This is a genomic window from Streptomyces laculatispora, from assembly GCF_017353455.1.
Lineage (GTDB): Bacteria > Actinomycetota > Actinomycetes > Streptomycetales > Streptomycetaceae > Streptomyces > Streptomyces laculatispora.
Genome location: NZ_JAFMPZ010000502.1, coordinates 1 through 25470, shown reverse-complemented (window position 1 = coordinate 25470; position 25470 = coordinate 1). Strand labels below are relative to the sequence as shown.

General features: G+C 69.8%; 25 protein-coding genes and 2 tRNA genes. 18 read left to right on the top strand and 9 right to left on the bottom strand.

Annotation, left to right across the window (positions count from 1 at the left end; all coding sequences use genetic code 11):
- From J1C73_RS25800 to J1C73_RS25780, 5 genes are all read left to right on the top strand, one after another.
- Positions 1-349, top strand: a 349-nt coding sequence (locus tag J1C73_RS25800) for an HRDC domain-containing protein (protein ID WP_207318494.1), incomplete at its 5' end; no start/stop codon positions are given.
- A 166-nt stretch (positions 350-515) separates the two neighbouring features.
- On the top strand, positions 516-851 hold the full coding sequence (locus J1C73_RS25795; RefSeq protein WP_207318493.1) for a hypothetical protein: 336 nt from the start codon (positions 516-518) through the stop codon (positions 849-851).
- A gap of 172 nt (positions 852-1023) precedes the next feature.
- On the top strand, positions 1024-1392 hold the full coding sequence (locus tag J1C73_RS25790) for a WhiB family transcriptional regulator (protein ID WP_123461519.1): 369 nt from the start codon (positions 1024-1026) through the stop codon (positions 1390-1392).
- 32 nt (positions 1393-1424) lie between these two features.
- A complete protein-coding gene (locus J1C73_RS25785; RefSeq protein WP_123462456.1) occupies positions 1425-1748 on the top strand; it encodes a putative WhiB-interacting protein in 324 nt (107 codons plus the stop codon).
- 211 nt (positions 1749-1959) lie between these two features.
- Positions 1960-2163 (top strand): hypothetical protein, encoded by a 204-nt coding sequence (locus tag J1C73_RS25780; protein ID WP_207318492.1) that lies wholly within the window; start codon positions 1960-1962, stop codon positions 2161-2163.
- A 12-nt stretch (positions 2164-2175) separates the two neighbouring features.
- Here the strand turns inward: J1C73_RS25780 and J1C73_RS25775 are convergent, their stop codons facing one another.
- Together J1C73_RS25775 and J1C73_RS25770 are read right to left on the bottom strand one after the other, a co-directional pair.
- Positions 2176-3687 (bottom strand): ABC1 kinase family protein, encoded by a 1512-nt coding sequence (locus tag J1C73_RS25775; RefSeq protein WP_207318491.1) that lies wholly within the window; start codon positions 3685-3687, stop codon positions 2176-2178.
- A 41-nt stretch (positions 3688-3728) separates the two neighbouring features.
- Entirely contained in the window at positions 3729-4874 is a 1146-nt protein-coding gene (locus J1C73_RS25770) for a ThiF family adenylyltransferase (RefSeq protein ID WP_207318490.1), read from the bottom strand.
- A gap of 187 nt (positions 4875-5061) precedes the next feature.
- Between J1C73_RS25770 and J1C73_RS25765 the strand changes: the two genes are divergently transcribed.
- The 4 genes from J1C73_RS25765 (at position 5062) to J1C73_RS25750 (ending at position 8792) form a co-directional block, all read left to right on the top strand.
- Positions 5062-5685: a M48 metallopeptidase family protein gene (locus J1C73_RS25765; RefSeq protein WP_207318489.1), complete on the top strand. Its 624-nt coding sequence runs from the start codon at positions 5062-5064 to the stop codon at positions 5683-5685.
- Positions 5686-5792: 107 nt separating this feature from the next.
- Entirely contained in the window at positions 5793-7325 is a 1533-nt protein-coding gene (locus J1C73_RS25760; protein WP_207318488.1) for a TerD family protein, read from the top strand.
- Positions 7326-7336: 11 nt separating this feature from the next.
- A complete protein-coding gene (locus J1C73_RS25755; RefSeq protein WP_207318487.1) occupies positions 7337-8017 on the top strand; it encodes an AIM24 family protein in 681 nt (226 codons plus the stop codon).
- 19 nt (positions 8018-8036) lie between these two features.
- Positions 8037-8792 carry an AIM24 family protein gene (locus tag J1C73_RS25750; protein WP_207318486.1) on the top strand — a complete coding sequence of 252 codons (756 nt, stop codon included), beginning with the start codon at positions 8037-8039 and terminating at the stop codon, positions 8790-8792.
- Between the two features lie 109 nt (positions 8793-8901).
- Here the strand turns inward: J1C73_RS25750 and J1C73_RS25745 are convergent, their stop codons facing one another.
- Complete coding sequence (locus J1C73_RS25745) at positions 8902-9450, bottom strand: NUDIX hydrolase (protein WP_124284991.1); 549 nt, start codon at positions 9448-9450, stop codon at positions 8902-8904.
- Positions 9447-10964 (bottom strand): zinc-dependent metalloprotease, encoded by a 1518-nt coding sequence (locus J1C73_RS25740; protein ID WP_207318485.1) that lies wholly within the window; start codon positions 10962-10964, stop codon positions 9447-9449. Before J1C73_RS25740 ends, J1C73_RS25745 begins: the two co-directional genes overlap by 4 nt.
- A 190-nt stretch (positions 10965-11154) precedes the next feature.
- On the opposite strand from J1C73_RS25740, the gene J1C73_RS25735 reads away from it, so the two are divergent.
- From J1C73_RS25735 to J1C73_RS25720, 4 genes are all read left to right on the top strand, one after another.
- The gene (locus J1C73_RS25735; RefSeq protein ID WP_207318484.1) at positions 11155-12297 is read left to right on the top strand and encodes an SDR family oxidoreductase; all 1143 of its coding nucleotides are present in this window, start codon (positions 11155-11157) and stop codon (positions 12295-12297) included.
- 124 nt (positions 12298-12421) lie between these two features.
- Complete coding sequence (locus tag J1C73_RS25730; RefSeq protein ID WP_123462458.1) at positions 12422-12883, top strand: molybdenum cofactor biosynthesis protein MoaE; 462 nt, start codon at positions 12422-12424, stop codon at positions 12881-12883.
- 128 nt (positions 12884-13011) lie between these two features.
- Positions 13012-13200, top strand: a complete 189-nt coding sequence (locus J1C73_RS25725; RefSeq protein WP_207318483.1) for a hypothetical protein — start codon at positions 13012-13014, stop codon at positions 13198-13200.
- Positions 13201-13345: 145 nt separating this feature from the next.
- A complete protein-coding gene (locus J1C73_RS25720) occupies positions 13346-14434 on the top strand; it encodes a YlbL family protein (protein ID WP_123461531.1) in 1089 nt (362 codons plus the stop codon).
- 30 nt (positions 14435-14464) lie between these two features.
- Here the strand turns inward: J1C73_RS25720 and J1C73_RS25715 are convergent, their stop codons facing one another.
- Positions 14465-15034, bottom strand: coding sequence for a PPA1309 family protein (locus tag J1C73_RS25715; protein WP_242644696.1), 570 nt, complete (start codon positions 15032-15034; stop codon positions 14465-14467).
- Between the two features lie 128 nt (positions 15035-15162).
- Between J1C73_RS25715 and J1C73_RS25710 the strand changes: the two genes are divergently transcribed.
- The 4 genes from J1C73_RS25710 to J1C73_RS25695 all read left to right on the top strand — a co-directional run bounded on the left by J1C73_RS25710 (position 15163) and on the right by J1C73_RS25695 (position 20769).
- Positions 15163-18096, top strand: a complete 2934-nt coding sequence (locus J1C73_RS25710) for a UPF0182 family membrane protein (RefSeq protein WP_207318495.1) — start codon at positions 15163-15165, stop codon at positions 18094-18096.
- Positions 18097-18148: 52 nt separating this feature from the next.
- Positions 18149-18222: transfer RNA gene (locus J1C73_RS25705), tRNA-Met, on the top strand.
- Positions 18223-18435: 213 nt separating this feature from the next.
- Positions 18436-20493, top strand: a complete 2058-nt coding sequence (locus J1C73_RS25700; protein WP_207318482.1) for a tetratricopeptide repeat protein — start codon at positions 18436-18438, stop codon at positions 20491-20493.
- Between the two features lie 202 nt (positions 20494-20695).
- Positions 20696-20769 (top strand) — tRNA-Met (locus J1C73_RS25695).
- A 69-nt stretch (positions 20770-20838) separates the two neighbouring features.
- Here the strand turns inward: J1C73_RS25695 and J1C73_RS25690 are convergent.
- The 4 genes from J1C73_RS25690 to J1C73_RS25675 form a co-directional block, all read right to left on the bottom strand.
- Positions 20839-21984 (bottom strand): ABC transporter substrate-binding protein, encoded by a 1146-nt coding sequence (locus tag J1C73_RS25690; protein ID WP_207318481.1) that lies wholly within the window; start codon positions 21982-21984, stop codon positions 20839-20841.
- 32 nt (positions 21985-22016) lie between these two features.
- Positions 22017-22886, bottom strand: a complete 870-nt coding sequence (locus J1C73_RS25685; protein ID WP_207318480.1) for an ABC transporter permease — start codon at positions 22884-22886, stop codon at positions 22017-22019.
- Entirely contained in the window at positions 22883-23707 is an 825-nt protein-coding gene (locus J1C73_RS25680) for an ABC transporter ATP-binding protein (RefSeq protein ID WP_207318479.1), read from the bottom strand. The genes J1C73_RS25685 and J1C73_RS25680 overlap by 4 nt, the downstream gene beginning before the upstream one ends.
- A 176-nt stretch (positions 23708-23883) precedes the next feature.
- Complete coding sequence (locus J1C73_RS25675; protein ID WP_123461537.1) at positions 23884-24303, bottom strand: Fur family transcriptional regulator; 420 nt, start codon at positions 24301-24303, stop codon at positions 23884-23886.
- A 151-nt stretch (positions 24304-24454) separates the two neighbouring features.
- Here J1C73_RS25675 and J1C73_RS25670 point away from each other — a divergent pair.
- The coding region (locus J1C73_RS25670) for a catalase (protein ID WP_207318478.1) at positions 24455-25470 on the top strand (1016 nt) is incomplete at its 3' end.

The following is a 25470-nucleotide window of genomic DNA, read 5'->3' as shown; positions in this document are numbered from 1 at the left end:
GCGCGGGCCCGCGCTGTGCAGGGTGTGCGGCAGGACCCTCACCGACGCCGGTGAGATGAAGCTGATGCGCTGCGACGACTGCCCGTCCGACATGGACGAGGCGTTGTACGAGCGGCTGCGCGACTGGCGCGCGGTGCGGGCTCAGGAGATCAGCCAGCCCGCCTACTGCGTGTTCACCGACAAGACGCTGATGGCCATCGCGGAGGCGGTGCCCGGCAGCGAGGGCGAACTGGCTGGGATCCCTGGGGTCGGCGCGCGGAAGCTGGGCCGGTTCGGTGCCGCCGTGCTGGACATCTGCGCAGGTGGGGACGGGGTGGAGGAGCCCGCGGAGGCCGACGAGGAGATGTGAGAAAAACTCGTCGCAAAAATAGTTTGCGCCCGCCCCAGTCGTCACCATAGGTTCTTAACCACGGGAACAGCGACTTCTCTGAAGCCCTGATCCTGTGCTGTACTTATCCAAATACGTAGGACCGGCTATGCCGGTCCCCCCGAGACGCCGAGAGGAGGCGATTGAAGTGATCAGCATCATCGAGACCAACAAAATGACCGATCTCTCGGTCGTCTCCGCCTGCTCGCTCGGCCTCGCCTGCTCTTCGACGTCTTCCCTGCGTGGCACCGGTATGTCCGGCATTTCCGCCGTCAGCCCGCTGTCCCTGGTGAGCCTTCCCGAGCGGGAGCGTAATGAGCGACCGATCCAGGCACCGGCAGCAGCAGTAGCGAAGGGACAGGCCCAGGCCTATGCCTTTGCGGCCGTCGGTGCGGGAGCGGAAGCCGGAGCCAAGAAGCAGACGACGCACCACCACACGATGTGGGCCTTCCGTGGGCCTGAACCCTGGAGAGATCCAGCCTGATCGACCATCAGGCCGGCGCCTTCAGGGCCGCGGAACCCCACTCGGGATCCGCGGCTCTTTTGTTTTGTCCGAACGGACGAGACAGCTCGAAGGAGCCTCGGGACAAGCAACACCTGGTACCAGCCGCCCCCGGCCAACAGGCCGGAAACGACCAGACGAGGACACCACCACCGTGCAACTCGAAGCGCACGCCCCGTCCGTACCGCCTTCCGAAACGATCCCCCCGCCCGGCCTCACGGAGGACTCCACCTTGACCCCGCTCACTGCGCTCACCGCGCTCGACGACGCCATCGAGAACCTCGGCGTGCCCGTCCCCTGCCGCTCCTACGACCCCGAGGTCTTCTTCGCCGAGTCCCCGGCCGACGTCGAGCACGCCAAGTCCCTCTGCCGCACCTGCCCGCTCGTCGAGGCCTGTCTCGCCGGCGCCAAGGAGCGCCGCGAGCCGTGGGGTGTCTGGGGTGGCGAGCTCTTCATCCAGGGCGTTGTCGTTGCTCGCAAGCGGCCGCGGGGCCGTCCGCGCAAGAACCCGGTCGCGGCGTGATCGCCGACCTGGGGGTTCCGGCCCCCAAACCCATGAAGCGCATCGGAACCATCGACCGTCCCCAGACCCATGACCCCCGAAACCAGGAACCAATGACCATCCCCACGAGGGAGCCCGTCGGCTCCGCGACACCGGACGTCACCATCATCGGCGCGAACGACTCGCGTCAGAACAGGACCCGTGAGATGCAACTCATCCCAGAAGCCCTGGCTCGTGCTCATATGCACGACCGCCTGCGGGAAGCCGACGCGGAACGTCAGGCCATGCGCCTGATCAACGCGCGGCGGATGCAGCGCCGGGCCGAGCGCGCCTCGATGCGTGCCCGGCGTGCGCTGGCCATGGCGGTCATGCACTGAGCCGAGCAGGACCGAATACCAGCAGGACCGATCACCAGTAGTACCGAATATCAGCAGGACCGCTGCGGGGCAGCCGCTCTCTGACCCGCAGCAAGCAGTACCCAGCACCCACATCACCACCCCTGCCTCGGGGCCGGTCCACTCGGACCGGCCCCGAGGCCGTGCTGTGTGGTGCCGTGCCGGACCGCGGTGGTGGAGTTATCGTCACGAGGTGGACGAGGAGACGCAGCGCCCCGAAACGACGGGCACCGAGGGCGTCGTATGTGCCCTGTGCGGTACCGGAGCCGGGAGCGACAACGCACCGCCGACCTGGCTCTGTTCCGTGGAGAACGGCAGCCTCAGCTACTTCTGTGACAACTGCGCCCGCACCCACATCAGGGCCATCGAGAGCCGCCTCGACTCCGCCTGGTGGTGACCCGGCCGGCCGCTACTTGACCTCCGCGCCGGCCGCGACGCCCTCCACGGGCTCGTCCACCGCCTCGAACCCGTCCACCGATTCTTCCGCCGTCTCGAACTCGGCCGGAGCATCCTCGGGCCATTCCTCCTCGGCCTGCTCCTCCGCTTCCTGCTCTTCCTGCGGCAGGAACCCCGGCAGCCAGGATTCGAGCTCCTCGCGCAGCCGGACCGTCGCGCCGAGCTGGCACAGCACCCCTATCGTGCTCAACGTCACGCGGTGTATCAGCAGATAGGCGGGCGGCAGATTCAGCTGCTTGCCCAGCTGGTGGGCGGGGGAGCGCGGATCAGCTATCCGGGCGGCCTGATTGCGCAGCCAGCTCCGGCTGAAGGCGAACTCCTCCACCAGCGCCGGTTCGATGATCGGCCGGAGGTAGTCGAGCACCGCGTCCGGTGCGAGGTCGATCGAATCCTTGACAAAGCCCTCCTCGCGCAGCAGCTCGTACACCGCGTCCGCGTCGTCCTGGAGCGTCAGCCGCAACGAGTCCCCGATGGTCTGCGGCAGCCCACCCGGCAGCCGGTCCACCGTTCCAAAGTCGAGGACACCGAGCCGCCATTGAGCCGCCCCGGTGCCGTCGGCGTCGCCGGTGTCCGCCGTGCCGGCCGGGTCCGGGGGCAGCAGCCGGAAATTGCCCGGGTGCGGGTCGGCGTGGAGCAGCCCGGTGCGCGCGGGGCCGGAGAAGAGGAACCGGGCCAGCAGCTGCCCCGCCCGGTCCCGCTGCTCCGCGGTTCCGCCGGCGATCACATCGGCCAGCGGCACACCGTCGATCCACTCCGTGACCAGCACCTGGTCGGACTGGTGGACCACACCCGGGACCACGACATCGGGATCGTCCGCGAACTCCTCGGCATGCTCCCGCTGGGACTGCGCCTCCTGCTCGTAGTCCAGTTCTTCCGACACCCGGTCGCGCAGCTCCGTGATCAGCGGCTTGATGTCCATGCCGGGAATCAGCGGGCCGAGCAGCCGGGCAAACCGGCTGAGCTGGGTCAGGTCGGAGAGCAGCGCCTCCCCTGCACCCGGGTACTGCACCTTCACCGCCACGTCCCGCCCGTCGTGCCACACCGCCCGGTGTACCTGCCCGATCGAGGCGGCGGCCGACGGCTTGTCCTCGAACGCCAGGAACAGCTCCCGCCAGTCCTCACCGAGCCGCTCGGCCAGCACCTCGTGGACCGTGCTGTCCGGCATCGGAGGCGCGGCCTCCTGGAGTTTGGTGAGGGCCGCGCGGTAGGGGCCGGCGACCTCCTCGGGCAGGGCGGACTCGAAGACGGACAGGGCCTGTCCGAGCTTCATGGCCCCGCCCTTCAACTCGCCGAGGACCTTGAAGAGCTGGTCGGCGGTGCGCTGCTGTACCTCGCGGGCGACCAGCTCCGCGGACTTCCCGCCGATGCGCTTGCCCAGCCCCCAGGTGGCGCGGCCCGCGAACCCCAAAGGCAGCGCGGCCAGCTTGGCGGTTCGGGTGACCGCCTTCCGGGGAAGATCAGACATATGCCCCTCCAAATCCCAGACTGCCGCGCTGCGTGCGGCGGCTACCCGGCCATTGTGTCGTGCGCCGTGCCGGCCCCGGAGGTGCGCACCCCTTCAGTGTGCCCACCCGCTCCACAGGAACAGTCGACGTGTGCCCGGATCTGCTCCGACCGCCAGTCCAACAGCGGCAGCGCGGCCTCCCATCGGGCCCCGGTGCAGGCGGGCAGTTCTCCGTCGAGGAAGGCCAGCGCGTGTGCGGCTGCCAGACCCGCCACCGCGGTCGCCAGGCCCAGGTCGCAGGCCTGCACGGCGGTACGCCGCCCGGACTGCCACTGGGCCAGCATCCGCGGCCACTGAGGGTCCCGGTCCCGCCGGTGCAGATCCAGGCAACCCGCGCACGCCGTGCCTCCCGGCAGCACCAGGGGCCCGACGAATCCGGTGGCCTCGATCACCCCGGCGTAGAGATGGGGTGTGCCGGAGGCGATCCACGGCTCGGCGGTGCCCGGATCGGGGACGTAGGCGGACAGGCTCTCGCGAGGGGCGACCACGATCAGGGACAGGCCGGGCTCGCCGCTCGCGGGCCCGCCCGACGACTGTGCCGCCCGAGGTGCCGGACCGGGGGCCGAGCGCCGGACCAGTTGCCGGGCCGCGGTGTCCCGGCGCTCTCCGGCCGCCGAGGGCGGCAGGCCCCCGGGCGAGACGTCGCACGGCTCGGCGCATCCGCCGTCCAGAACCTCGACGTGCCCCACCCCGGATCCGGACAGCACCGCGGCGATGGCCGCACCCACCCGGCCGGCTCCCCGTACCTGGACGCGCATGGAGCGGCGGGCGGCCAGCCGGCGCATCCCGCCGCCTGGCTCGGGATGCACGACGGAGAGTGATGCCAGGTCCGGCCGGTGACGCTCCATGACTTCCGCCCGGTTCCGTAGCGCATCGGCTTCCGGTCCGCCTGCCCGCACATCGTCGATGAGCCCCGCGTCCAGCAACCGCACGACGAGTGTGTCCACTTGGTGTTCGGTGAGATCCAGCGCCCTGGCCTCTTCGCGCAACAGCGGCATCCCGCGTGTTCCGTCGAGGAGCTCCAGGAAACAGCCTGTCGCGATATCCATCGGGCCGACCTTCACCGCATGTGCGGGCGTCACGCCGAATTGGACGGTGCCGCGGCCGCGCCATGCGCGGCGCAGTGCGGGCTTCAACATCGGATGCACGGCTTCCCCCGGTCTGTGTGGCTGCGTGAGATCCATTGCCAGAATGCAACGGGCCGCGGAAGCGGGTGGAAAGTTATCCACAGGTGGGGGGTATTAGTCGTTCAAATGGTGGACGCCGTGGGGTGGATCATGTGTGAACCGTTCGGGAGACGGGACTTCCCCCACTGGCAGCGGGTAACGTCGTGCCGTGCCCGCCGACCCGTCACCCGGTTTCGCCGGGGAGTCCCCCGCGCGCAGCGCCGGAATCCATCAGCGCAGCGCGGCAGACCACCCGCCCCGCGGCTCGGCGACGAGCGCGGTCGAGGTCCGCAGGAGCTCCCGCCGCAGCAGAACGGTCTCCGCGTACCGGGAGGGTGACCGCACGATTGTGCTGATTCCCGCCCGGATGTCGGAGGCCGAGGAGCAGCGCTGGGTGAGTGTGATGCTCGACAAGCTGGCCGCCCAGGAGAGCAGACGCATTCTCGGCGACAGCGAACTCGCCGAGCGGGCAGAGCGATTGTCCGCGCAGTATCTGCAGGGCAGGGCCAGACCCGTCTCGGTGCGGTGGGTGACCAATCAGAACACCCGGTGGGGTTCGTGCACCCCCGCCGAGGGCAGCATCCGCCTGTCGCACCGGCTGCAGGGCATGCCGGAGTACGTCGTCGACTACGTGCTCGTCCACGAGCTGGCCCATCTCCTGGTGCCCGGACACGGTCCGCGGTTCTGGCGGCTCCTGGACGCCTACCCCCGTACGGAGCGGGCCCGCGGCTATCTCGAAGGGGTGGTGGCGGCCGACCGGTTGCCGCACCTGCCCGCCGCCCGCGGCGAGTGACGTTCGGCGATTCTGTACCGGGTCTGTACCGGCTTGGCCCAGGGCCGGACTTTGCGGTTAGCCTGACGCGACGCATTCAGCTTCCGGATGGGGGACGGTCGTTACGCATGGCCAGGGAATTCCAACGCGGCCACAAGGCCAAGATCAGCGATCTCACGCCGGGGACGGACCTGTACGTAGGTGTGCAGATCGCCGCCCCGGGACTGACCTTTGACATCAGCTGCTTCGGCCTCGATGCCAATGAGCAGCTCTCCGACGACCGGTATTTCATCTTCTTCAATCAGCCGAAATCGCCCGAGGAGTCCATTCAGCTCCTCGGCGCCCAGGCCGGTGACACCGAGTCGTTCCGCGTGACTCTGGACCGCATTCCGGCGAGCATCCACAAGCTGTCGTTCACCGCCACGCTGGACGGCGCCGGACAGATGGCACAGGTCGGCCCCGGATACATCCGGATCGTCGCGGGTGGCGAAGAAGTCGTCAGGTACTCCTTCACCGGCTCGGAGTTCACCACCGAACGCGCGGTGATGCTGGGTGACTTCTACCTCAAGGACGTCTGGCGATTCGCCGCCGTCGGCCAGGGCTTCGACGGCGGCCTCGACGCGCTGCTGAAGAACTTCGGAGGCGAGGTCGCCGAGGAGGCGCCCGTCCCGTCGTTCGGCGCCCCGGCCGCACCGCAGGTCCCGCAGCCCGCGCCGTCCTTCGGCGGACCGGCAGCATCCGCGTCGGTGCCCACCGCGCAGCAGCAGATGCATGCCGCGCCCACCATCGTGGCGCCGTTGGCCCCGCAGGGCGGCGCCGTGCCCCCGCCACCGCCCGCACCCGCTCCGTACGGACAGCCGGGGCAGCCGCCCCAGCAGCCGCAGTTCGGGCAGGTCCCGGGACAGCCGCCCGCACCCTACGGACAGCCGGCTCCCGCCCCGTACGGACAGCAGCCCCCCGGAATGCCGCAGGGTGTGCCGCAAGGGGCGCCGCAGACCGGGGCAGGTCTCCTGGCCGCGCTCCAGCCGTACAAGGAGACGGCCACCGGCCAGCGCTGGACCGCGCAGAACCAGCAGCTCATGCGTGTCGACCTCACCAACGGCGGCGGGGGAGTGCTGGCCAGGCAGGGCAGCATGGTGATGTACCAGGGCAAGGTCGACTTCGGCTACAAGGGCGCAGGTTTCGCAGGCCGGATCGTCGGCAACGCCACGGGTCAGGAAATGCAGCTGATGCGCTGTACCGGCCGGGGGCAGGTCTTCCTCGCCGAGGACGGCTCCCACCTGCACGCCGTCGAGCTCCAGGGCGACGGCATCTGCGTCTCCGCGGAGAACGTCCTCGCCTTCGACGAGTCGCTGCAGCACGAGGTCCGCAGGATCGAGGGCCACGGCATCCCCGGAGGCGCCCTGTTCACCATGCAGTTCCAGGGCACCGGCACCGTCGTCGTCAAGACCCATGGTGTGCCGGTCGTCCTGCCGGTCACCCCGACCACCTTCGCCGACTGCAACGCCGTGGTGGCGTGGTCGTCGGCGTCCCAGGTGATCGTCTCCAGCCAGGTCCGGCTGCGCCGCAACGCCTACCCCGGACACAGCGGAGAGACCGTGAATCTCCAGTTCCGGGGCGCACCCGGCAACTTCATCGTCGTCCAGCCCTACGAGGTCTGAGGGAGCCCGTCATGAATCAGCAACTCGCGGGCTACGCCCCGACCCCCGTCACGGCCCGGATGGAGAACCACGGCCATTCGATGCTGAAGGTCGCCATGGCCACCGGCCAGGACCTGTACGCGCGCACCGGCTCGATGGTGGCGTACGAGGGCTTCGTCCAGTACGAGCCCAACCCGCCCGCCGTCCGCCAGATCGCCTCGCAGTGGATCACCGGCGAGGGCACGCCCCTGATGAAGTGCGCCGGTGACGGACTGCTCTACCTCGCCGACTACGGCGCGGATGTGGTCGTCATCAATCTCAACAACGACTCCCTCTCGGTCAACGGCACCAATGTCCTCGCCTTCGACAGCCATCTCACCTGGGGTGTCGAACGAGTCAAGGGGCTGGCCAAGTTCGCCGGCCAGGGGCTGTGGAACGTCTGCATCTCCGGCACCGGCTGGGTCGCCATCACCTCCCGCGGCACGCCGATCGTCGTCGACTGCGGGCGTGGCGAGGACGAGACGTACGTCGACCCGGACGCCCTGGTGGCGTGGTCCCCGAACCTGAAGGTGAAGGGCAAGCGCAGCTTCAAGGCCTCCTCGCTCATAGGGCGGGGCAGCGGAGAGGCGTTCCAGATGGCCTTCTCCGGCCAGGGGATCGTCGTCGTCCAGCCGAGCGAGGACAGTACCGACCGCCTGCGGGTCCGGAACTGACGGGGAGGGAGAACACACCATGCAGAGTCCGCTTTTCAGCTACACGGAACAGCAGTCCCAGGACCGGTACGCGGTTCAGAACCCGCAGCTCCTGCGGGTCTCGCTGACCGGCCACGACGACGTCCTCGCCCGCAAGGGGGCCATGGTCGCGTACCAGGGGCTGATGGAGTTCGACGGCGAGTACCAGTCGCACGGACAGCGCCGGGCCCGCGCGAGCACCGGTGAGGGCCTCGACCTGATGCGCTGCTCCGGGCAGGGCACCGTCTATCTCGCCAACCTGGCGCAGTACGTCCACGTGGTGGATGTCGACCGCGACGGCATGACGGTGGACAGCGCCTATGTCCTGGCGCTCGACTCGTCGCTCCACACCGAGGTCATCGCGGTGGACAGCCAGTACGGCATCTCGGGTACCGGCAAGTACCAGCTCAACATCTCCGGCAGTGGCAAGGTCGCTCTGATGACCTCCGGCCAGCCGCTGATGATGCAGGTCACGCCCGACAAGTACGTCAACGCCGACGCGGACGCCGTCGTCGCCTGGTCCAGCTCCCTGCGCGTGCAGATGCAGGCCCAGACGCACTCCTCGGGTGTCATGCGCCGACGCGGCAACACCGGCGAGGGCTGGGAGCTCAGCTTCCTCGGGCAGGGCTTCGCCCTGGTCCAGCCGAGCGAGGTGCTGCCGCCGCAGGGCGCCCAGATCGGCCAGGGAATGGCTGCCCAGTTCGGCATGGGCCAGCAGGGGGTTCACGCCCAGAACCAGAACAACGCCTGGAACTGAGCCACGGCACACCGACCCGGCGCGGAACGGGCGGCCGGGTGCGGTGGGCGCACGGGTAAGGGGCGGCCTCTCAGGAGGCCGCCCCTTACCCGTGCTGTCGTCGTTCCCGCTACCGGACGCCGTCCAGCGCCGCCCGCGTACGTTCCACCAGACGCACCACCGAGGAGTCGGCGACCCCGGCGACCTCGTCGTAGGTGAACCAGCGCAGGTCCAGCGATTCGTCACTGATCCGTTCCGTCGAACCCGACGGTGCCAGTGCCGCGTACTGGACGTCCAGATGCCAGTTGCAGGGCGCCGGGATCGGGTGGCGGTCCAGGGTGACCGGGCCGCTCGCCAGCAGCGTCAGACCGGCGATGCCGGACTCCTCCGCGGCCTCGCGCAGCGCCGCCCCGGCCAGCGTGGCGTCCCCGGGCTCGCAGTGACCGCCCATCTGCAGCCACATCCGCAGCTTCCGGTGCAGCGTGAGCAGCACCTTGCCGCGCTCCGGGTCCACGACCAGCGCGCTGGCTGTCAGGTGCCCGGTCCCGCAGGCCTTCCACATGCCGTCGGGATGCAGCGCCAGATGGTCCAGATAGGCCCGGCGCAACTCTTCCTGGGCGTCGTCCGCACCGCTCCCGTAGCTCTTCAGTACGAGAACGGCGTCGTCGTGCAGGCTCACTTGTCGGTGTCGTCCTTGCTGTCGCCTTCGGCGCCGTCCGCACCGTTGCTGTCCTTGCCGTCGGCTTCCGCCGCACTGGGCCCGGCCTTGCCGTCGGCCTCGTCCGGGCCGGGCCCGGCCTTGCCTTCGGTGCCGGCCGCGGGCTTCTGCGGCCCGTTCGCGGCCTCGCCGAGCATCTTGTCCAGCTCGGAGAAGTCCAGCTGCTCGTGGTGCACGAACCCGTCCGGGTCGTCCAGGTCGTGGGCGGTCGGGAGCATGTCGGGGTGCTCCCACAGCGCGTCGCGTCCGTCGAGACCCCGTGCGTCCGTGAGCGAGGCCCACAGCCGCGAGGCGTCACGCAGCCGCCGCGGACGCAGCTGGAGACCGATCAGCGTGGCGAACGTCTGCTCGGCGGGACCGCCGGATGCACGGCGCCTGCGCATCGTCTCGCGGAGCGCGTCCGCCGAGGTCAGCCGGGGCTTCGCGGCCTCGTGCACCACGGCGTCCACCCAGCCCTCGACCAGCGCGAGCGCCGTCTCCAGCCGGGCCAGGGCGGCCTTCTGCTCCGGGGTGTCCTCCGGCTGGAACATGCCCTGCTGAAGAGCTTCCTGCAGCTGTTCGGGCTGCGACGGGTCGAACTGGCCGACCACGTCCTCCAGCTTGCTGGTGTCGACCTTGATGCCGCGCGCATAGCCCTCCACGGCACCGAACAGGTGCGAGCGGAGCCACGGCACGTGGGCGAAGAGCCGCTGGTGAGCGGCCTCGCGCAGCGCCAGGTACAGCCGCACCTCGTCCTGCGGCACGCTCAGGTCCTTGCCGAACCGCTCGACGTTCAGCGGGAGCAGCGCGGCCTTGCTGGCCGGGCCCAGCGGCAGCCCGATATCGGTCGAGCCGACGACCTCGCCCGCCAGCACACCGACGGCCTGCCCGATCTGCTGGCCGAACATCGCGCCGCCCATCGACCGCATCATGCCGATCAGCGGGCCGGCCATCGCCTGCATCTCCTCGGGCAGCACATCGCCCATGGCGAGGCCGACACGCTCGGCCACCGGGTCGACCAGCTTCTGCCACGCGGGGAGGGACGCCTCGACCCACTCCGCACGGCTCCAGGCCACGGTCGAGACCGAACCGGACGGCAGCGACGTCGCGCCGTCCAGCCAGATGTCCGCCAGCCGCAGCGCCTCGTCGACCGCGGCTCGCTCGGACGGACCGACGCTCGCGTCCTTGGTGCCGTCCGCATTGCCCTGCGAGACGGTCTGGCGGGCGATCTGCTTGGCCATGTCCCAGTTCACGGGACCGCCCTCGTAGCTCAGCATCTGGCCGAGCTGCTGGAAGGCGGCACCCAGGTCGTTCGGGTTCATCGAACCGAACATCGCGGCGAAGGGGTTGTCACCGCCCGCGCCGGGGCCGAAGCCGAGCGGGTTCGCCGGACCGCCCGAACCCTGCCCACCTCCGGTGGGGTCCTTCTTCTTGCCCTTGTCGCCGTCGTCCGGCTCCTCCGGCGGAAGGCCGAATCCGAATGGGGTGTCACTCACGGGTTTCCTCGGCTCGTAGGGCCGCCGGATCGAACCGACGGCGACTGCCCGACATCACCATCCAGCGTAGACACCAAGTCCGCTCAGGGCCTCAGTGCTCCGTCGGCTCCCGGCCTGCGGCAGGATGGACGCCACCTGGTACGTACGCGTCATTCGGGTACGTACTGAAGACAACCGCTGGAGACGCCCGGTGAGTTCCCCAGATCCACAGGTTCGCGCAGCGCGAAACCTGGCCGACCCTCTGCCCGAGAACAAGACTGTCCCGAGCCGCTCCAGAAGCCGTGGCCCCGTCGTGGCCGTCACCGGAGCCGCGACGGGTGTGGGCGAGCTGCTCGCGGCCCGGCTCGCGGCCTCCGAGGAGATCAAGCAGGTCATCGCCATCGACGAACGCCGCGGGGAGGTCTCCGAGGCGACCTGGCACATCCTCGACGTCCGTGACCCGGCCATCGCGGAGAAGCTGCGAGGCGCGGACGTCGTGGTGCACCTGGCGCTCGATCTCGACCTGGAGACCGATCCCGCCGCCCGCACCGCCTACAACGTGCGCGGCACCCAGACCGTGCTGACCGCCGCAGCGGCCGTCGGCGTCCACCGGGTCGTGCTGTGCACCTCCGCGATGGTCTACGGCGCACTGCCCGACAACGACATCCCGCTGGCCGAGGACGCCGAACTGCGGGCCACCGCGGAGGCGACCGGCGTCGGCGACCTGCTGGAGATCGAACGGCTCGGCCGCCGCGCACCCCGCGCCCACCCCGGACTCCACGTCACCGTGGTCCGTCCCACGGTGCTCGTCGGCGGCACCGACACGGCACTGACCCGTTACTTCGAGTCACCGCGCCTCCTCGTTGTCGCCGGATCGCGTCCCACCTGGCAGTTCTGCCATGTCGACGACCTGGTCACGGCGCTGGAGTACGCGGCGCTGGAGAGGATCGACGGAGAGTTCGCGGTCGGCTGCGACGGCTGGCTCGAACAGGAGGAGGTCGAGGAGATCAGCGGCGTCCGCCGGATGGAGCTGCCCTCCGCCGTCGCGCTCGGCGCCGCCGCCCGGCTGCACCGGATCGGCCTCACGCCGTCCCCGGCGGGTGATCTGGCGTACACGATGCATCCCTGGGTGGTGAGTGTGAGCCGGCTGCACGACGCGGGCTGGCGCCCGAGCTGGACCAACGAGGAGGTGCTCGCCGCGCTCCTCGAAGAGGTGGAGGGACGGCACACCGTCGCCGGCCGCCGGCTCGGCCGCAAGGACGCCACCGCGGCCGGTGCCGCCGGTGCGACCGTGGCCCTGCTCGGTACCGCTGCCCTGGTGCGGCGCGCCCGCAAGGCGCGCCGCCGTATCTAGTACCGCTGCCGGGAAGGGTGCCGGGCAGCGGGACGGCGTCTGTAGGAGGCTCCAAGGGGGACTGCGGCCCACCAGCGGAAAGCGCTATTCCGTGATGCCGGCGCGGTACGGCACGATGGCTGGCATGGCATCCACGCACGACCACCCCGGCGAGCAGACGGCACAGGACCCCATCCGGCTGCTGGAGATCCGCGACACGCCGCTGTCGGTGGACGAGATCTTCCGTGCCGTCGGCGACGACGCCGCCGGCGGCACCGCACTCTTCGTCGGCACCGTGCGCAATCACGACGGCGGCCAGGACGTGGGGGCGCTCGGCTATTCGTGCCACCCCTCGGCGCGGGACGAGATGCGCCGGGTGGCGGAGAAGGTCGTCGCCGCCTTCCCGGTCCGGGCGCTGGCCGCTGTCCACCGAGTGGGTGAACTGGAGGTGGGCGACCTCGCCGTGGTCGTGGCGGTCTCCTGCCCGCACCGCGCAGAGGCCTTCGAGGCCTGCCGCAAGCTCATCGACGACCTCAAGCGCGAGGTTCCGATCTGGAAGCACCAGCGCTTTTCGGACGGTACGGAGGAGTGGGTCGGCGCCTGCTGAGCGCAAACCGGTCGGGCGGATATCCCCCCCGATTTGCGTAACCGCACCCCTGCCGTGAGCGTTGGCTCTGCAGATGGTTAATCTGCTGATCGGTCAGTTGCGGTTGCTCATGGTGCAGGGAGGTCGTCATGGCAGCACTCGCCTGGTTGTTGATTCCGCTTTGCGCTGCGATCGGCGCAGCGATATGGGGAAGCTGGGCCGCCCGTAATCGCACGACCGGCGACGTCACCGAGCTCGCCGGCTATGCCCGGTTCCGTGAAGCGATGGAGAAGTCGCACTCCGGTTCGGAACCGGTCGAGCAGATATCGAACGTCTGACGTCGCGACGAACGTACGCGGTCGCCAATCCGCACCACGGCACCGCCCGCCGAGGCTCCCCGGCGCACCCCTCGCGCCCTCGCCCCGGCCCCGTACGGACCGGCCCCGGCGGTGCACAGACGGACGCTTCCCGTACTGTCGTTCCATGCCACGCCGCACCGCGACGATGCTCGCCTCCACCCTGGTTCTGATCGCGCTGCTCTGCGCAGGTGTGCTGATCAAAGTGCCGTACGCGGAGATGTCCCCCGGGCCGACCGTGAACACGCTCGGCGAGGTCGACGGCGACCCCGTCCTGCAGATCACCGGGCGCAAGACGTACAAGACGTCCGGCCATCTCAACATGACGACGGTCAGGGTGACCGGCGCCGACTACAACATGAACCTCGTGGAGGCCGTCTACGGGTGGCTGGGGCACGACAGCCTCGTCGTACCGCACGACACGCTCTACCCGGACGGCAAGACCGAGCAGCAGTCGACGCAGGAGAACGCCGAGGAGTTCAGCCAGTCCCAGGAGAGCGCCAAGGTCGCGGCCCTCACCGAACTGGGCATTCCGGTGTCGTCACGGGTCGTGGTCTCCACGGTCATCAAGGACAGCCCCTCACAGGGCAAGCTGCACGCCGGCGACGTGATCAAGGCCGTCGACGGTACGGCGGTCAAGCAGCCCGAGGACGTCGCGAAGCTCGTCACCCGGCACAAGCCCGGCCAGGACGTCACCTTCACGGTCATCCCGGCCAAGACCGCGGCGGCGGCCGAGAAGGCCGGCAAGGAGCCCGAAGGCACCGAGAAGATCACCCTCACCACCGAGAAGGCCCCCAAGGAGAACCGCGCGATCGTCGGCATCCAGGCGGGGACGGACCACACCTTCCCGTTCGAGATCAACATCAAGCTCGCCGACGTGGGCGGCCCGAGCGCCGGTCTGATGTTCTCCCTCGGCATCGTCGACAAGCTCACCCCGGGACAGCTGACGGGCGGCAAGTTCGTCGCGGGCACCGGGACGATCGACGACAAGGGCAAGGTCGGCCCGATCGGCGGCATCAACATGAAGCTGGTCGGCGCGCGCAACGCCGGCGCGCGGTACTTCCTGACCCCGACCGACAACTGCAAGTCGGCCGCCTCCGACACCCCCGACGGACTCACCCTGGTGCGGGTCAAGACGATCGACGACGCCAAGAAGTCGCTGGAGAAGATCCGCTCGGGGGACACGGCCGGCCTGCCGAGCTGCTCGACAGGCTGACCGCGTCCCCCGAGCGGCGGACCGGCGAGGTCAGGACTCGAAGGTCGCGGACAGTGCCTCGGCCAGCCCCGGCACCAGACCGGCCCCGGTCAGCACGTCGTTCGGCGAGTCCTTCTCCCGCAGACGCACGGCCGACTCCCGAGCGCCGTCCCGCAGGACGGCCACGGTCATCCGCACCTCCTGGCGGTCGGGGTGTTTGGCGACCCACTTGGTCAGCTGGGTGTCGTTGAGGCCTTCGGGGACGGAGGCCTCGGCGGACGGCGGCAGCATCAGCCGCTCCACCGTCATCGCGCACCCGACCACCGCGTCCGGCCAGGCGATCGTGGCGAGGAACTCGTCCAGCGCGGTACCTGCGGGAAGCTCCTCCTGCTCAATAGGGGTGAGTGCGGCGGCCTTCGAGCCGTCGCCGTCGAGGCCGAGCTGGGCGGCGAGGCCCGGCTCCTGGACCCGCAGCCGGGCGGTGTCGACGAGAGCGAAGAGCCGGGCGGGCTGATCCCAGCCGAGACCGGAGATGTATTCGTCGATTTCGAGCACCGCGACAGTGAGCGGGCTCGCGGCCATCGGAGGGCCTGAGGGGGAAACGTTGGACATGGACAACATCCTGCCTCCTTCCGCCCCGGGAACGGGAACTAGGTAAAGCCTCAGTAAGTTGCATAGGTGGGCTCTACGATCGCGGGGCCCCCTTCAACACGACCGCGAACTTTGAGGTGCGCACGTTGGCTTTCCAGATGCCGGACCGCGGCGGAGGCCCGACAGGGCCACGGATCAGAGTCGGCCGCCCGTCCCGGCGCGCCCGAACCCTGCTCATGACACTGGGCGTCCTGGCGATTCTCGCCATGGCGTTCGTCATGTTCGCGGGGTTCTGGACGGACTGGCTCTGGTACAGGTCGGTCGCGTATTCATCCGTCTTCACCACCACCCTGTGGACCAAGATCGGACTGTTCCTCGTCTTCGGACTGCTGATGGCCGTCGCCGTCGGCGTGAACATCTGGCTCGCACACCGGCTCCGGCCGCCGCTGAGCGCGATGTCGCTGGAGCAGCAGAGCCTGGACCGCTACCGGATGAGCCTCGCCCCGTACAAGAAGTGGGTGCTGCTCGCGATCACCGCGCTCGTCGGTCTGATCGCCGGAGCGTCCTCCTCCGGCCAGTGGCGCACCTGGCTGATGTACGTGAACGGCGTGTCGTTCGGGCAGAAGGACCCCCAGTTCCATCTGGACGTGTCCTTCTTCGCCTTCGACCTGCCCTGGTACCGCTTCCTGCTGGGCTTCGGCTTCGCGGCCACGGTGCTCTCGCTGATCGCCGCCGCGCTGACCCACTACCTGTACGGCGGGCTGCGCATCACCAGCCCCGGCGCGCGGGCGACGGGGGCGGCCACCGGTCACCTCTCGGTGCTGCTCGGCATCTTCGTCGCGCTGAAGGCCGTGGCCTACTGGCTCGACCGCTACGGGCTCGCGGTGAAGTCCAGCGACTTCAAGGCCACGGACAACTGGACGGGCCTTCGCTACGTCGACGCCAACGCCTACCTGCCGGCGAAGACCATCCTGTTCTGCATCGCCGCGATCTGTGCCGTGCTGTTCTTCGCGACGCTCTGGCGCCGCACCTGGCAGCTTCCGGTGATCGGATTCGGGCTCATGGTCCTCTCCGCGATCCTGATCGGCGGGCTCTACCCGGCGATCGTCCAGAAGTTCCAGGTCCAGCCGAACGAGCAGGCCAAGGAAGCCCCGTTCATCCGGAAGAACATCGAGGCCACGCGGGACGCCTACGACATCGACAACGCGCAGGTCGACGACTACACGGGCAAGAGCACCACGGATGACGAGACGAAGCTCCGCGCCAGTGCGGACGCGGCGGCCAGCTACCGGGTGATGGACCCCAACGTCGTCTCCCCGGCCTTCCAGCAGCTCCAGCAGAAGAGGAACTACTACCAGTTCCCCAAGACGCTGGATGTCGACCGCTACAAGGACGAGTCCGGCAAGGAGCAGGACACGGTCATCGGTCTGCGCGAGCTCAACCTGCAGGGCATCCCCAAGCGCAACTGGATCAACGACCACTTCACGTACACCCACGGCTACGGTGCGATCGCCGCCCGGGGTACCACGACGGGCAAGAACCCGAAGGGATCTCCCGACTTCACCGAGTCAGGGCTGCCGACCACCGGTGAGCTGGGCTCGTACCAGCAGGAGATCTACTACGGCGAGAAGACCGAGCAGTACTCCATCGTCGGCGGGCCCCAGAAGGAGCTCGACTACGAGGAGGACGGCGAGAAGACCACCAGCTACAAGGGCAAGAGCGGGGTCAGTCTCTCCAGCGCGTTCAACCGCGCCGCCTACGCGGTGGCGTTCAGCGAACCGCAGATCCTGTACTCGGGAGCCATCGGAGACGGCTCGCGGATTCTGTACAACCGCACCCCCAAGGAGCGGGTCGAGGCGGTCGCCCCCTGGCTGACCATCGACGGCGACGCCTACCCGGCCGTCGTCAACGGCCGCATCCAGTGGGTCGTCGACGCGTACACCACGACCAACGGCTACCCGTACGCCTCGCGCACGACCCTGGGTGACACCACGGCCGACTCGCTGACCACCAACCAGCGTGCGGTCGTCGCCCAGCAGAACCAGGTCAACTACATCCGCAACTCGGTGAAGGCCACCGTCGACGCGTACGACGGCAAGGTCAAGCTCTACGAGTGGGACACCGAGGACCCGATCCTCAAGACCTGGCGCAAGGCGTTCCCGGGGACCGTGCAGCCCAGGACGGACATCCCGCAGGACCTCATGGACCACCTGCGCTACCCGCAGGACCTGTTCAAGGTGCAGCGCGAGCTGCTGACCCGCTACCACGTGGAAAACCCCGCCCAGTTCTACAGCGGCAGTGACGCGTGGCAGGTCCCGGACGACCCGACCAACAAGGAGTCCGGTGCCGTCCCGCCGTACTACCTGAGCATAAAGATGCCGGACCAGGCGGCTCAGAAGTTCTCGCTGACGACGACGTTCACTCCCAAGGGGCGGCCCGACCTCGGGGCGTTCATGGCGGTGGACGCCGATGCGTCCAGCAAGGACTACGGCACGATAAGACTGCTGAGAGTCACCACCACGGTGAAGGGCCCCGGCCAGGTACAGAGTGAGCTCAACGGCAACGACGACGTCGCCGAGTTCGTGAGAAACCTCAAGGGCACCGACTCCGACATCGAGTACGGCAACCTGCTGACGGTGCCGCTCGAAGGGGGCTTCCTCTACATCGAGCCGGTGTACACGCGCGGTGGCACGCAGAACTATCCGCTGCTGCGCAAGGTCGCCGCCTCGTACGGGTCGAAGATCGTCTTCGAGAACAGCCTTGGTGAGGCGCTCAACGCGGTCTTCGGGGTGGACGGCTCCGACACGAGCCAGCCACCGGCCGAGACCACGCCGCCACCGGGCGACACCACGACGCCGCCGGCCACCGGCGACGCCGCGCTGAAGAAGGCGATCGCCGATGCGCAGAAGGCCTATACGGAAGGCGAGGCAGCCCTGAAGAAGCAGGACTGGGCCGCCTACGGCAAGGCCCAGACGGATCTGCAGGACGCGTTGCAGCGGGCAGCTGCCGCCCAGCCCAAGGGCGGCAGCACCGATAAGACGGACAAGGCCGATAAGCCTGACAGCACCGCGAGTGCCGACAGCGGCGGCTGAGTAACCCGGTAAAGCTTCACCTTCGCGCCGTGGTACGGTTTGAACACAACGGCGCGGGGTGGAGCAGCTCGGTAGCTCGCTGGGCTCATAACCCAGAGGTCGCAGGTTCAAATCCTGTCCCCGCTACTGAAAGACGAAGGCCCGGATCCTTTCGAGGATCCGGGCCTTCGTCGTGTCGCCGTGACTTTTCTGTGCAGTGGGCGTGAAGTGCGGTTTACGGGGCACGAGTTGGAGAAGGACATGCTTGACTTGTCTCTCTGTGGGCAAGTCGACAAAACGCTGAAGTGACCTCGCTGGCCGCGATATACCAGGTGTACGCGGGTTACAGGTGGTGCGACGATGGTATTTATGGGGGACAGGGCAACTCTGTTGGAGACAGGGCGGTTTGTTCAGCGTCACGCCCATCCGGCGGAAAACGTGATGGATGTGGCATTTGCCGCCGCCGCACGGTACAACGACTACATCGAGACCGCCGAGACTGCGGAGTGTGCCGCGACCGTCGAAAGTGCAGAGACCGCAGAGTCCGCGGACGGCGTGGAGAACGCCGAGGGCGCGGAGACCGCAGAGAGTGCGGACAACGCCGAGAACGAGGCGCGGCACCGGCGTGCCGCCGACGCCGGGGACACCGCGTCGATGAGCGTCCTCGGCGCGCTGCTGCTGCGCCGGGGCGACCTGGCCGGCGCTGAAGCCTACCTGCGTGCGGCCACTGCCGACGGCGACCGTGCCGCGGCCAACAACCTGGGCGTGCTCCTGCATCAGCGCGGGTATCCGGACGAGGCGGCCGACTGGTGGCGGATCGCGGCCGTCGCCGGCTCCGCCGCCGCCGCACACGCCCTCGGGCGCCACTACCGCGAGCGCGGCGACGAGCCCGGCGCCGAGTACTGGCTGCGCCAGTCCGCCGAGCAGGGCCACGCGCTGGGCGCGTACGCCCTCGCCGACCTGCTGGAGCACCGCAGCGACGTCGGTGCCGAGCGCTGGCTGCGTGCCGCGGCCGAGCAGGGGCACCGCGAAGCCGCGTACCGGCTGGCACGCATGGTGGAGCGCAACGCGGCGGACGACGCGCACGACGCGTTCGGCCGCCCCGGACTGGGTCCCCGCACCGGAACGGACGGCAAGGCGCCGGCCACCGGCCGGGGCCGGGCAGCCGTGCGCAAGGACGACAGCCCCGTCGCCGGACCCGGGACGGGCCGGGTCGGCGAGGCCGAGCAGTGGTACCGGCAGGCGGCCGCGCGCGGCCACCGGCGTGCCGCCCTGCACCTCGGCGCCATCCTGGAACAGCGCGGCGAGCTGAAGGAGGCCGGCCGCTGGTATCTCATCTCCGCCAAGGCGGGCGAGGCGCGGGCCGCGTGTGCGCTCGGCTTCCTGCTCCGTGACGCGGGCGACCGGGAGAGCGCGGCCGTGTGGTGGCTGCGCGCCGCCCAGGACGGCGACGGCAACGCCGCCAACGCGCTCGGTGCGCTGCACGCGGCCCGGGGGGAGCAGCAGACCGCCGAGCGCTGGTACCGCGCGGCCATGGACGCCGGAGACGTCAACGGCGCGTACAACCTGGGGCTGCTCTGTGCGGCCCAGGACCGTACGGCGCAGGCCGAGCAGTGGTACCGGCGCGCCGCGTACGCCGGTCACCGGGAGGCCGCCAACGCGCTGGCCGTGCTCCTGCTCCAGGCGGGCGACGCGACCGGCGCGGAGCCCTGGTTCTCCAAGGCGGCCGAGGCAGGCAGCGTCGACGCCGCCTTCAACCTCGGCATCCTGCACGCCGGGCGCGACGAGGACCGGGCCGCCCTGCTCTGGTACGAGCGCGCCGCGGCGGCCGGCCACACCGAGGCCGCGCTCCAGGTCGGCATGGCGCTGCTCCACCACGGCGAGGAGCGGGAGGCGGAGCGGCATCTGCGCTGCGCCGCCGGTGGCGGCAGCGCGGAAGCGGCCTTCCGGCTGGCCGGGGTGCTGGACTCGCGGCAGCCGCCGCCGGGACCGCCCGCCCTGGGTGAGCCGATGCCGGAGAAGACCGAGTGCGAGGAGTGGTACGAGCGTGCGGCCGAGCAGGGCCACCGCCGGGCCCAGGTGCGCGTCGGGATGCTCGCCGCGGCCCGGGGCGACGTGGAGAGCGCCGGGCACTGGTACCGGGAGGCGGCCGAGGCGGGCAGCCGCAACGGGGCCTTCAACCTCGGTCTGCTGCTCGCCCGCGAGGGCAGTGAGCGCGAGGCCGCGCTGTGGTGGAGCCGCGCCGCGAACGACGGGCACGGGCGGGCGGCCCTGCGCCTCGCCCTGCTGGCCGCGCGCCGCGGGGAGCTCACCGAGGGGCAGCGGTGGTGTGCGCGGGCGGTCGAGCTGGGGCCGGCGGAGGTCTCGGAGCGGGCTGCGCGGTTGCGCGAGGCGCTGCACCAGGAGCTGACCGCGTAGGCGGGTGCGGGGCGGGTGTACGGGGCGGGCGCGGTGCCTTCGGCCCCGCCTCGCCCTCAACCGCCGGACGGGCTTGATTCGCCCCGCGTTCTCGGCCGCCGGCCGGTGTGCTGAATCGCCGGCTGGGCTCGTCCCCGAAGCGGCGGCTGGGAAGTGATTTGCGCTGGTCCGGAGGGGTGACGTAGTGTGGGGATCACAACGACGCGGGGTGGAGCAGCTCGGTAGCTCGCTGGGCTCATAACCCAGAGGTCGCAGGTTCAAATCCTGTCCCCGCTACTTAAGACAGAGGGCCGGATCCTTCAAGGATCCGGCCCTCTGTGCATGCGCCCCACGAGGCTGTCCGGCTCAGGGCTTGTGGCCCACCGCTTCGCCGTACATCGCGCGGTCCACGGCCTTCTCCTCCGGTACCGGCGTGCCCGTCGAGACGCCCGAGTCGGCGTACGCCTTCTGCACCCGGTCCGTGGTGCCCTTCCTGATCTCCCAGTCCATCCGCATCGACGGCGTCGACCGCAGGGTGGCCTCGTCGGTCTTCATCAGCCCGGCGAGTTCGGTGACGAAGGCGGGGTCGGATTTGTAGTCGCCGGCGAAGTAGGTGTTCACCGTGCGGATGTAGGCCCGGAGGAAGGCGACGCCCGCGTCCGGGTCCTTGTTCAGCAGCGTCGGGCCGAACAGGAGCCCGCCGAGCGGTTCGCCGACCGGCTGGCCGCCGAGGAACGCGTACTTCTTGTCGCCGTCCACCTTGCGCCAGATCGGGTCGAGCAGCCAGGCGGAGTCCACGCCCCCGTTCTGCAGGGCGGTCAGTACGTCCGCGGAGCCGAGCTGCTGGAAGCTGATCTTGTCGAGGCCGCCGCCGTGCTTCTTCAGCGAGGTGTCCATCGGATAGGCGATCACTGAGCCCTTGCCGATCATCGTGCCGAGTTTCCGGCCGGCCATATCGACGTGACCGGTGCTCTCGCCGTCCTTGAGGCGCACCCACAGGCCGCTCTTGGAGGTCGGGTCGGGGGAGAAGTTGCCCGCGACCCATTTGATGTCGAAGCCGCCGTTGATGCCGTTCATCACCGCGGCCTCCGGCGCCGCCCACTGGGCGTCGACGTCCCCCTTGGCGAGCAGGGGCAGGGCGTCCGGGGTCGGGAGCACCTTCAGGTGGACGTCCAGGCCCTCCTTCGCGAACTCGCCCTTGGCCACCGCGACCTGGAGCGGTGCGACGTACTCCGCGCTCAGCGTCCCGGTGGCCAGGACGATCTTCCGCTTCTTCGCCAGCGGCCGGGTGGCGGGGGCGCCCTTGTCGCAGCGGGCGGGCTTGCGGTCGGGCGCCAGGTCCGAGGGATCGGTCCAGCTCTCGGCGCCGCAGCCCGCGACGGGCTTGACGGTGCGGGGCGCGGCGTCGGCGGTGTCGCCGCCCGACGAGTCGTTCCCGGCGCAGCCTGCCGCGCCGAGCAGGGATGCCGCCACGAGCACGACGGTGCAGGTGAAGGGGGTACGTGTGCGCACAGTGCCTCCGTACGAGGAGCGAGGTGGGCCGTTCACGACTGGCTGCGGCCGCGGTCGCGCGGGGCCCAGGGGGTGAGCAGCCGGCCGGCGATCCGCACCACTTCGGAGAAGACGACACCGAGTACCGCCACACAGACGATGCCGACGAACATCACATCGTTCTGGAACAGCGCCCGGGAGTCGAAGATGAGGTGGCCCAGTCCGTCGGCCGCCGCGATCTGCTCCGACGCGACGATGACCAGCACCGCCACCCCGGCCGCGATCCGCGCGCCGACCAGTACCGCGGGCAGTGAGGCCGGCAGGAGCACGTGCCGGAACATCTGCCAGGGCGAGGCGCCGAAGACCTGCCCCGCGTCCCGGTGGCCGACCGGTACGGCGAGTACGGCCGCCATGGTCGAGATCCAGACGAAGAAGAAGACGGTGGCGGCGACCAGGGCGATCTGCGGCCCTTCGCCGAGGCCGAACATATTGAGGAAGACCGGCAGCAGGGCCAGTTTCGGTACGACGTACAGGGCGTCGAGCAACGGTTCCAGCGCCGCCCGCACCAGGGCGAGCGAACCCATCAGCAGGCCGAGCGCGTAGCCCGCGACAGTGCCGATCGCGTAGCCGCCGAGGACCCGCTTGAGTGTTGCCCACACATCCGGCCACAGCTCTCCGTCGGCGGCCCGGTCCCAGCCGTCCGCGAAGATCGTGGAGGGCGCGGGATAGACGCGGTCGTCGATCCAGGACCTGGCCGCGGCCAGCTGCCAGAGCAGGACCAGGAGCAGCGGTACGGCGACGGCGAGCGCGATTTCGAGGGTGCGGCGCCTGCGGTGGGTGCGTACGGGATGCAGTTCCTGCGGGCCCGGCCTGCGGACCAGCACCTGCTCGTCGCCGCCCGCGGACTTCACGGCGGTGCTCATACCAGGGCCGCCTCTCCGCGGACCTCGCCGCGCAGCAGATCCCACAACTCGCTCTTCAGCGCGGTGAATTCCGGCGTCGAGCGGATGTCGCCGGTGCGCGGCCGCTCGAACGGCGGGCGGCGCTCGGCGATGATCCGGCCGGGCCGGGCGGACATCACGAGCACCCGGTCCCCGAGCACGATCGCCTCCTCCAGGCTGTGGGTGATGAAGAGCGTGGTGGTGCGGGTGGTCTGGGTGAGCTCCAGCAGTTCGTCCTGGAGGATCGTGCGCAGCTGGGCGTCGAGCGCCGCGAACGGCTCGTCCATCAGCAGGATCTCGGGCTCGACGGCGAGTGCGCGGGCGATCGCCACCCGCTGACGCATCCCGCCCGAGAGCGCGGCGGGGTAGGCCCCGGCGAATTCGGCGAGCCCGATCCGGGACAGCCAGTCGCGCGCCCTGGCGTCGGCCTCCTTGCGCGGAACGCGCTGGATGTCGAGGCCGAAGCGGACGTTGGCGAGGACGGTCTTCCAGTCGTAGATCCCGTAGTCCTGGAAGATCATCGCGGCCGGCCGGGGCGCTGTCGTACGGATGGACAGTTCGCCGGCGCTGGGGCGCAGCAGTCCGGCGGCGATCCTGAGCAGGGTGGACTTGCCGCAGCCGGAGGGGCCGACGATGCAGGCGAACTCGCCCGGCACGATGTCGAGATCGACCGGCCCGAGGGCGGCCAGCGCCTTGGCTCCCCGCCCGAAGGAGCGGGCGAGGGAGCGGGCGCGGAGTTTGGGGGCGTCGGTGGACGGCGGTGACGGTGCTGCGGGGGGTGGGTTCGGGTGCGGGTCTCCCACGGGTCTCTCCTCGTGCGCAATCGAGGTGCGGAGCCGCCGCGGGGCGGCGGTGATCGCCGATGACGATATGACGACCCGTCAGATTCGGGAAGGGGGTGCGCGGGAGTCGGTGCCCGGGACAGCGCGAAGAGGCCCCGCGCCGGAATCTCCGGTGCGGGGCTCAGGGGCGGACGGGGTCAGGCGGCCGCGGCGCAGTTCGGGCAGATGCCGCGGTACGTCATCTCGACGCCGGAGATCATGAAGCCGAAGCGCTCACCGGCCGGCAGATCGGCCAGCGGGTCACCCGCCGGGTGCACGTCGCGGATGGCGCCGCAGGTCGCGCAGACCAGGTGGTGATGGGGGCGGTGCGCGTTCGGGTCGTACCGCTTGGCCCGGCGGTCGGTGGAGACCTCGATGACCTCGCCGAGCGTCACCATCTCGCCCAGCGTGTTGTAGACCGTGGCACGGGAGATCTCGGGCAGCTTGGCGACGGCCCGTGCGTGGACCTCGTCGGCCGTCAGGTGTACATGCTCCCCGTCGAGTACCTCGGCCACGACGCGCCGCTGCGCAGTCATGCGCCAGCCGCGTCCACGAAGTCGTTCCAACAGGTCACTCATGGGGGCAAGCCTAACAGTGGAGGGGTCGTGTTCCGAACTGGTGTGACTTTGGATGCCTGCTTGACTTGGACTAAGTCCATTGTAGGATCGGGAACGGCGTAGGCCAAGGGACAGGCTGTGCACGCCGGGACGACATGACGAATGTGCAGGAATGACGCAGGAGGCGCACGTGACGCAGGGACCGCTCACCACGGAGGCCGGAGCACCGGTCGCCGACAACCAGAACAGCCAGACCGCTGGCGTCGGCGGTCCGGTGCTGGTGCAGGACCAGTCGCTGCTGGAGAAGCTCGCGCACTTCAACCGTGAGCGCATTCCGGAGCGGATCGTGCACGCCCGGGGCGCCGGTGCGTACGGCACGTTCACGCTGACCCGCGACGTCTCGCAGTGGACGCGTGCGAAGTTCCTGTCCGAGGTCGGCAAGCAGACCGAGACCTTCCTGCGCTTCTCGACCGTCGCGGGCAACCTCGGCTCCGCCGACGCGGTGCGTGACCCCCGCGGTTTCGCGCTGAAGTTCTACACCGAGGACGGCAACTACGACCTCGTCGGCAACAACACCCCGGTGTTCTTCATCAAGGACGCCATCAAGTTCCCTGACTTCATCCACACCCAGAAGCGCGACCCGTACACCGGCTCGCAGGAGGCGGACAACGTCTGGGACTTCTGGGGTCTGTCGCCCGAGTCCACCCACCAGGTGACCTGGCTCTTCGGCGACCGCGGCATCCCGGCCACGCTGCGCCACATGAACGGGTACGGCTCGCACACCTACCAGTGGAACAACGAGGCCGGCGAGGTCTTCTGGGTCAAGTACCACTTCAAGACCGACCAGGGCATCAAGAACCTCACCCAGGACGACGCCAACAAGCTGGCCGGCGAGGACCCGGACAGCCACCAGCGCGATCTGCGCGAGGCCATCGAGCGCGGGGAGTTCCCGTCCTGGACCGTGCAGGTCCAGATCATGCCGGCGGCCGAGGCGGCCACGTACCGCTTCAACCCGTTCGACCTCACCAAGGTGTGGCCGCACGAGGACTACCCGCCGGTCGAGATCGGCAGGCTGGAGCTCAACCGGAACCCGGAGAACGTCTTCGCGGAGACCGAGCAGTCGGTCTTCAGCCCCGCGCACTTCGTGCCCGGCATCGGCCCGTCCCCGGACAAGATGCTCCAGGGCCG

What these genes read in the sequence shown, in the direction of transcription:
- J1C73_RS25760 (WP_207318488.1), top strand. Translation starts at nt 5,793, where the DNA reads ATGGCCAGGGAATTCCAACGCGGCCACAAGGCCAAGATCAGCGATCTC.
- J1C73_RS25785 (WP_123462456.1), top strand. Translation starts at nt 1,425, where the DNA reads ATGAAGCGCATCGGAACCATCGACCGTCCCCAGACCCATGACCCCCGA.
- J1C73_RS25710 (WP_207318495.1), top strand. Translation starts at nt 15,163, where the DNA reads ATGCCGGACCGCGGCGGAGGCCCGACAGGGCCACGGATCAGAGTCGGC.
- J1C73_RS25750 (WP_207318486.1), top strand. Translation starts at nt 8,037, where the DNA reads ATGCAGAGTCCGCTTTTCAGCTACACGGAACAGCAGTCCCAGGACCGG.
- J1C73_RS25755 (WP_207318487.1), top strand. Translation starts at nt 7,337, where the DNA reads ATGAATCAGCAACTCGCGGGCTACGCCCCGACCCCCGTCACGGCCCGG.
- J1C73_RS25720 (WP_123461531.1), top strand. Translation starts at nt 13,346, where the DNA reads ATGCCACGCCGCACCGCGACGATGCTCGCCTCCACCCTGGTTCTGATC.
- J1C73_RS25775 (WP_207318491.1), bottom strand. Translation starts at nt 3,687, where the DNA reads ATGTCTGATCTTCCCCGGAAGGCGGTCACCCGAACCGCCAAGCTGGCC.
- J1C73_RS25685 (WP_207318480.1), bottom strand. Translation starts at nt 22,886, where the DNA reads ATGAGCACCGCCGTGAAGTCCGCGGGCGGCGACGAGCAGGTGCTGGTC.
- J1C73_RS25730 (WP_123462458.1), top strand. Translation starts at nt 12,422, where the DNA reads ATGGCATCCACGCACGACCACCCCGGCGAGCAGACGGCACAGGACCCC.
- J1C73_RS25675 (WP_123461537.1), bottom strand. Translation starts at nt 24,303, where the DNA reads ATGAGTGACCTGTTGGAACGACTTCGTGGACGCGGCTGGCGCATGACT.
- J1C73_RS25715 (WP_242644696.1), bottom strand. Translation starts at nt 15,034, where the DNA reads ATGTTGTCCATGTCCAACGTTTCCCCCTCAGGCCCTCCGATGGCCGCG.
- J1C73_RS25725 (WP_207318483.1), top strand. Translation starts at nt 13,012, where the DNA reads ATGGCAGCACTCGCCTGGTTGTTGATTCCGCTTTGCGCTGCGATCGGC.
- J1C73_RS25700 (WP_207318482.1), top strand. Translation starts at nt 18,436, where the DNA reads ATGGTATTTATGGGGGACAGGGCAACTCTGTTGGAGACAGGGCGGTTT.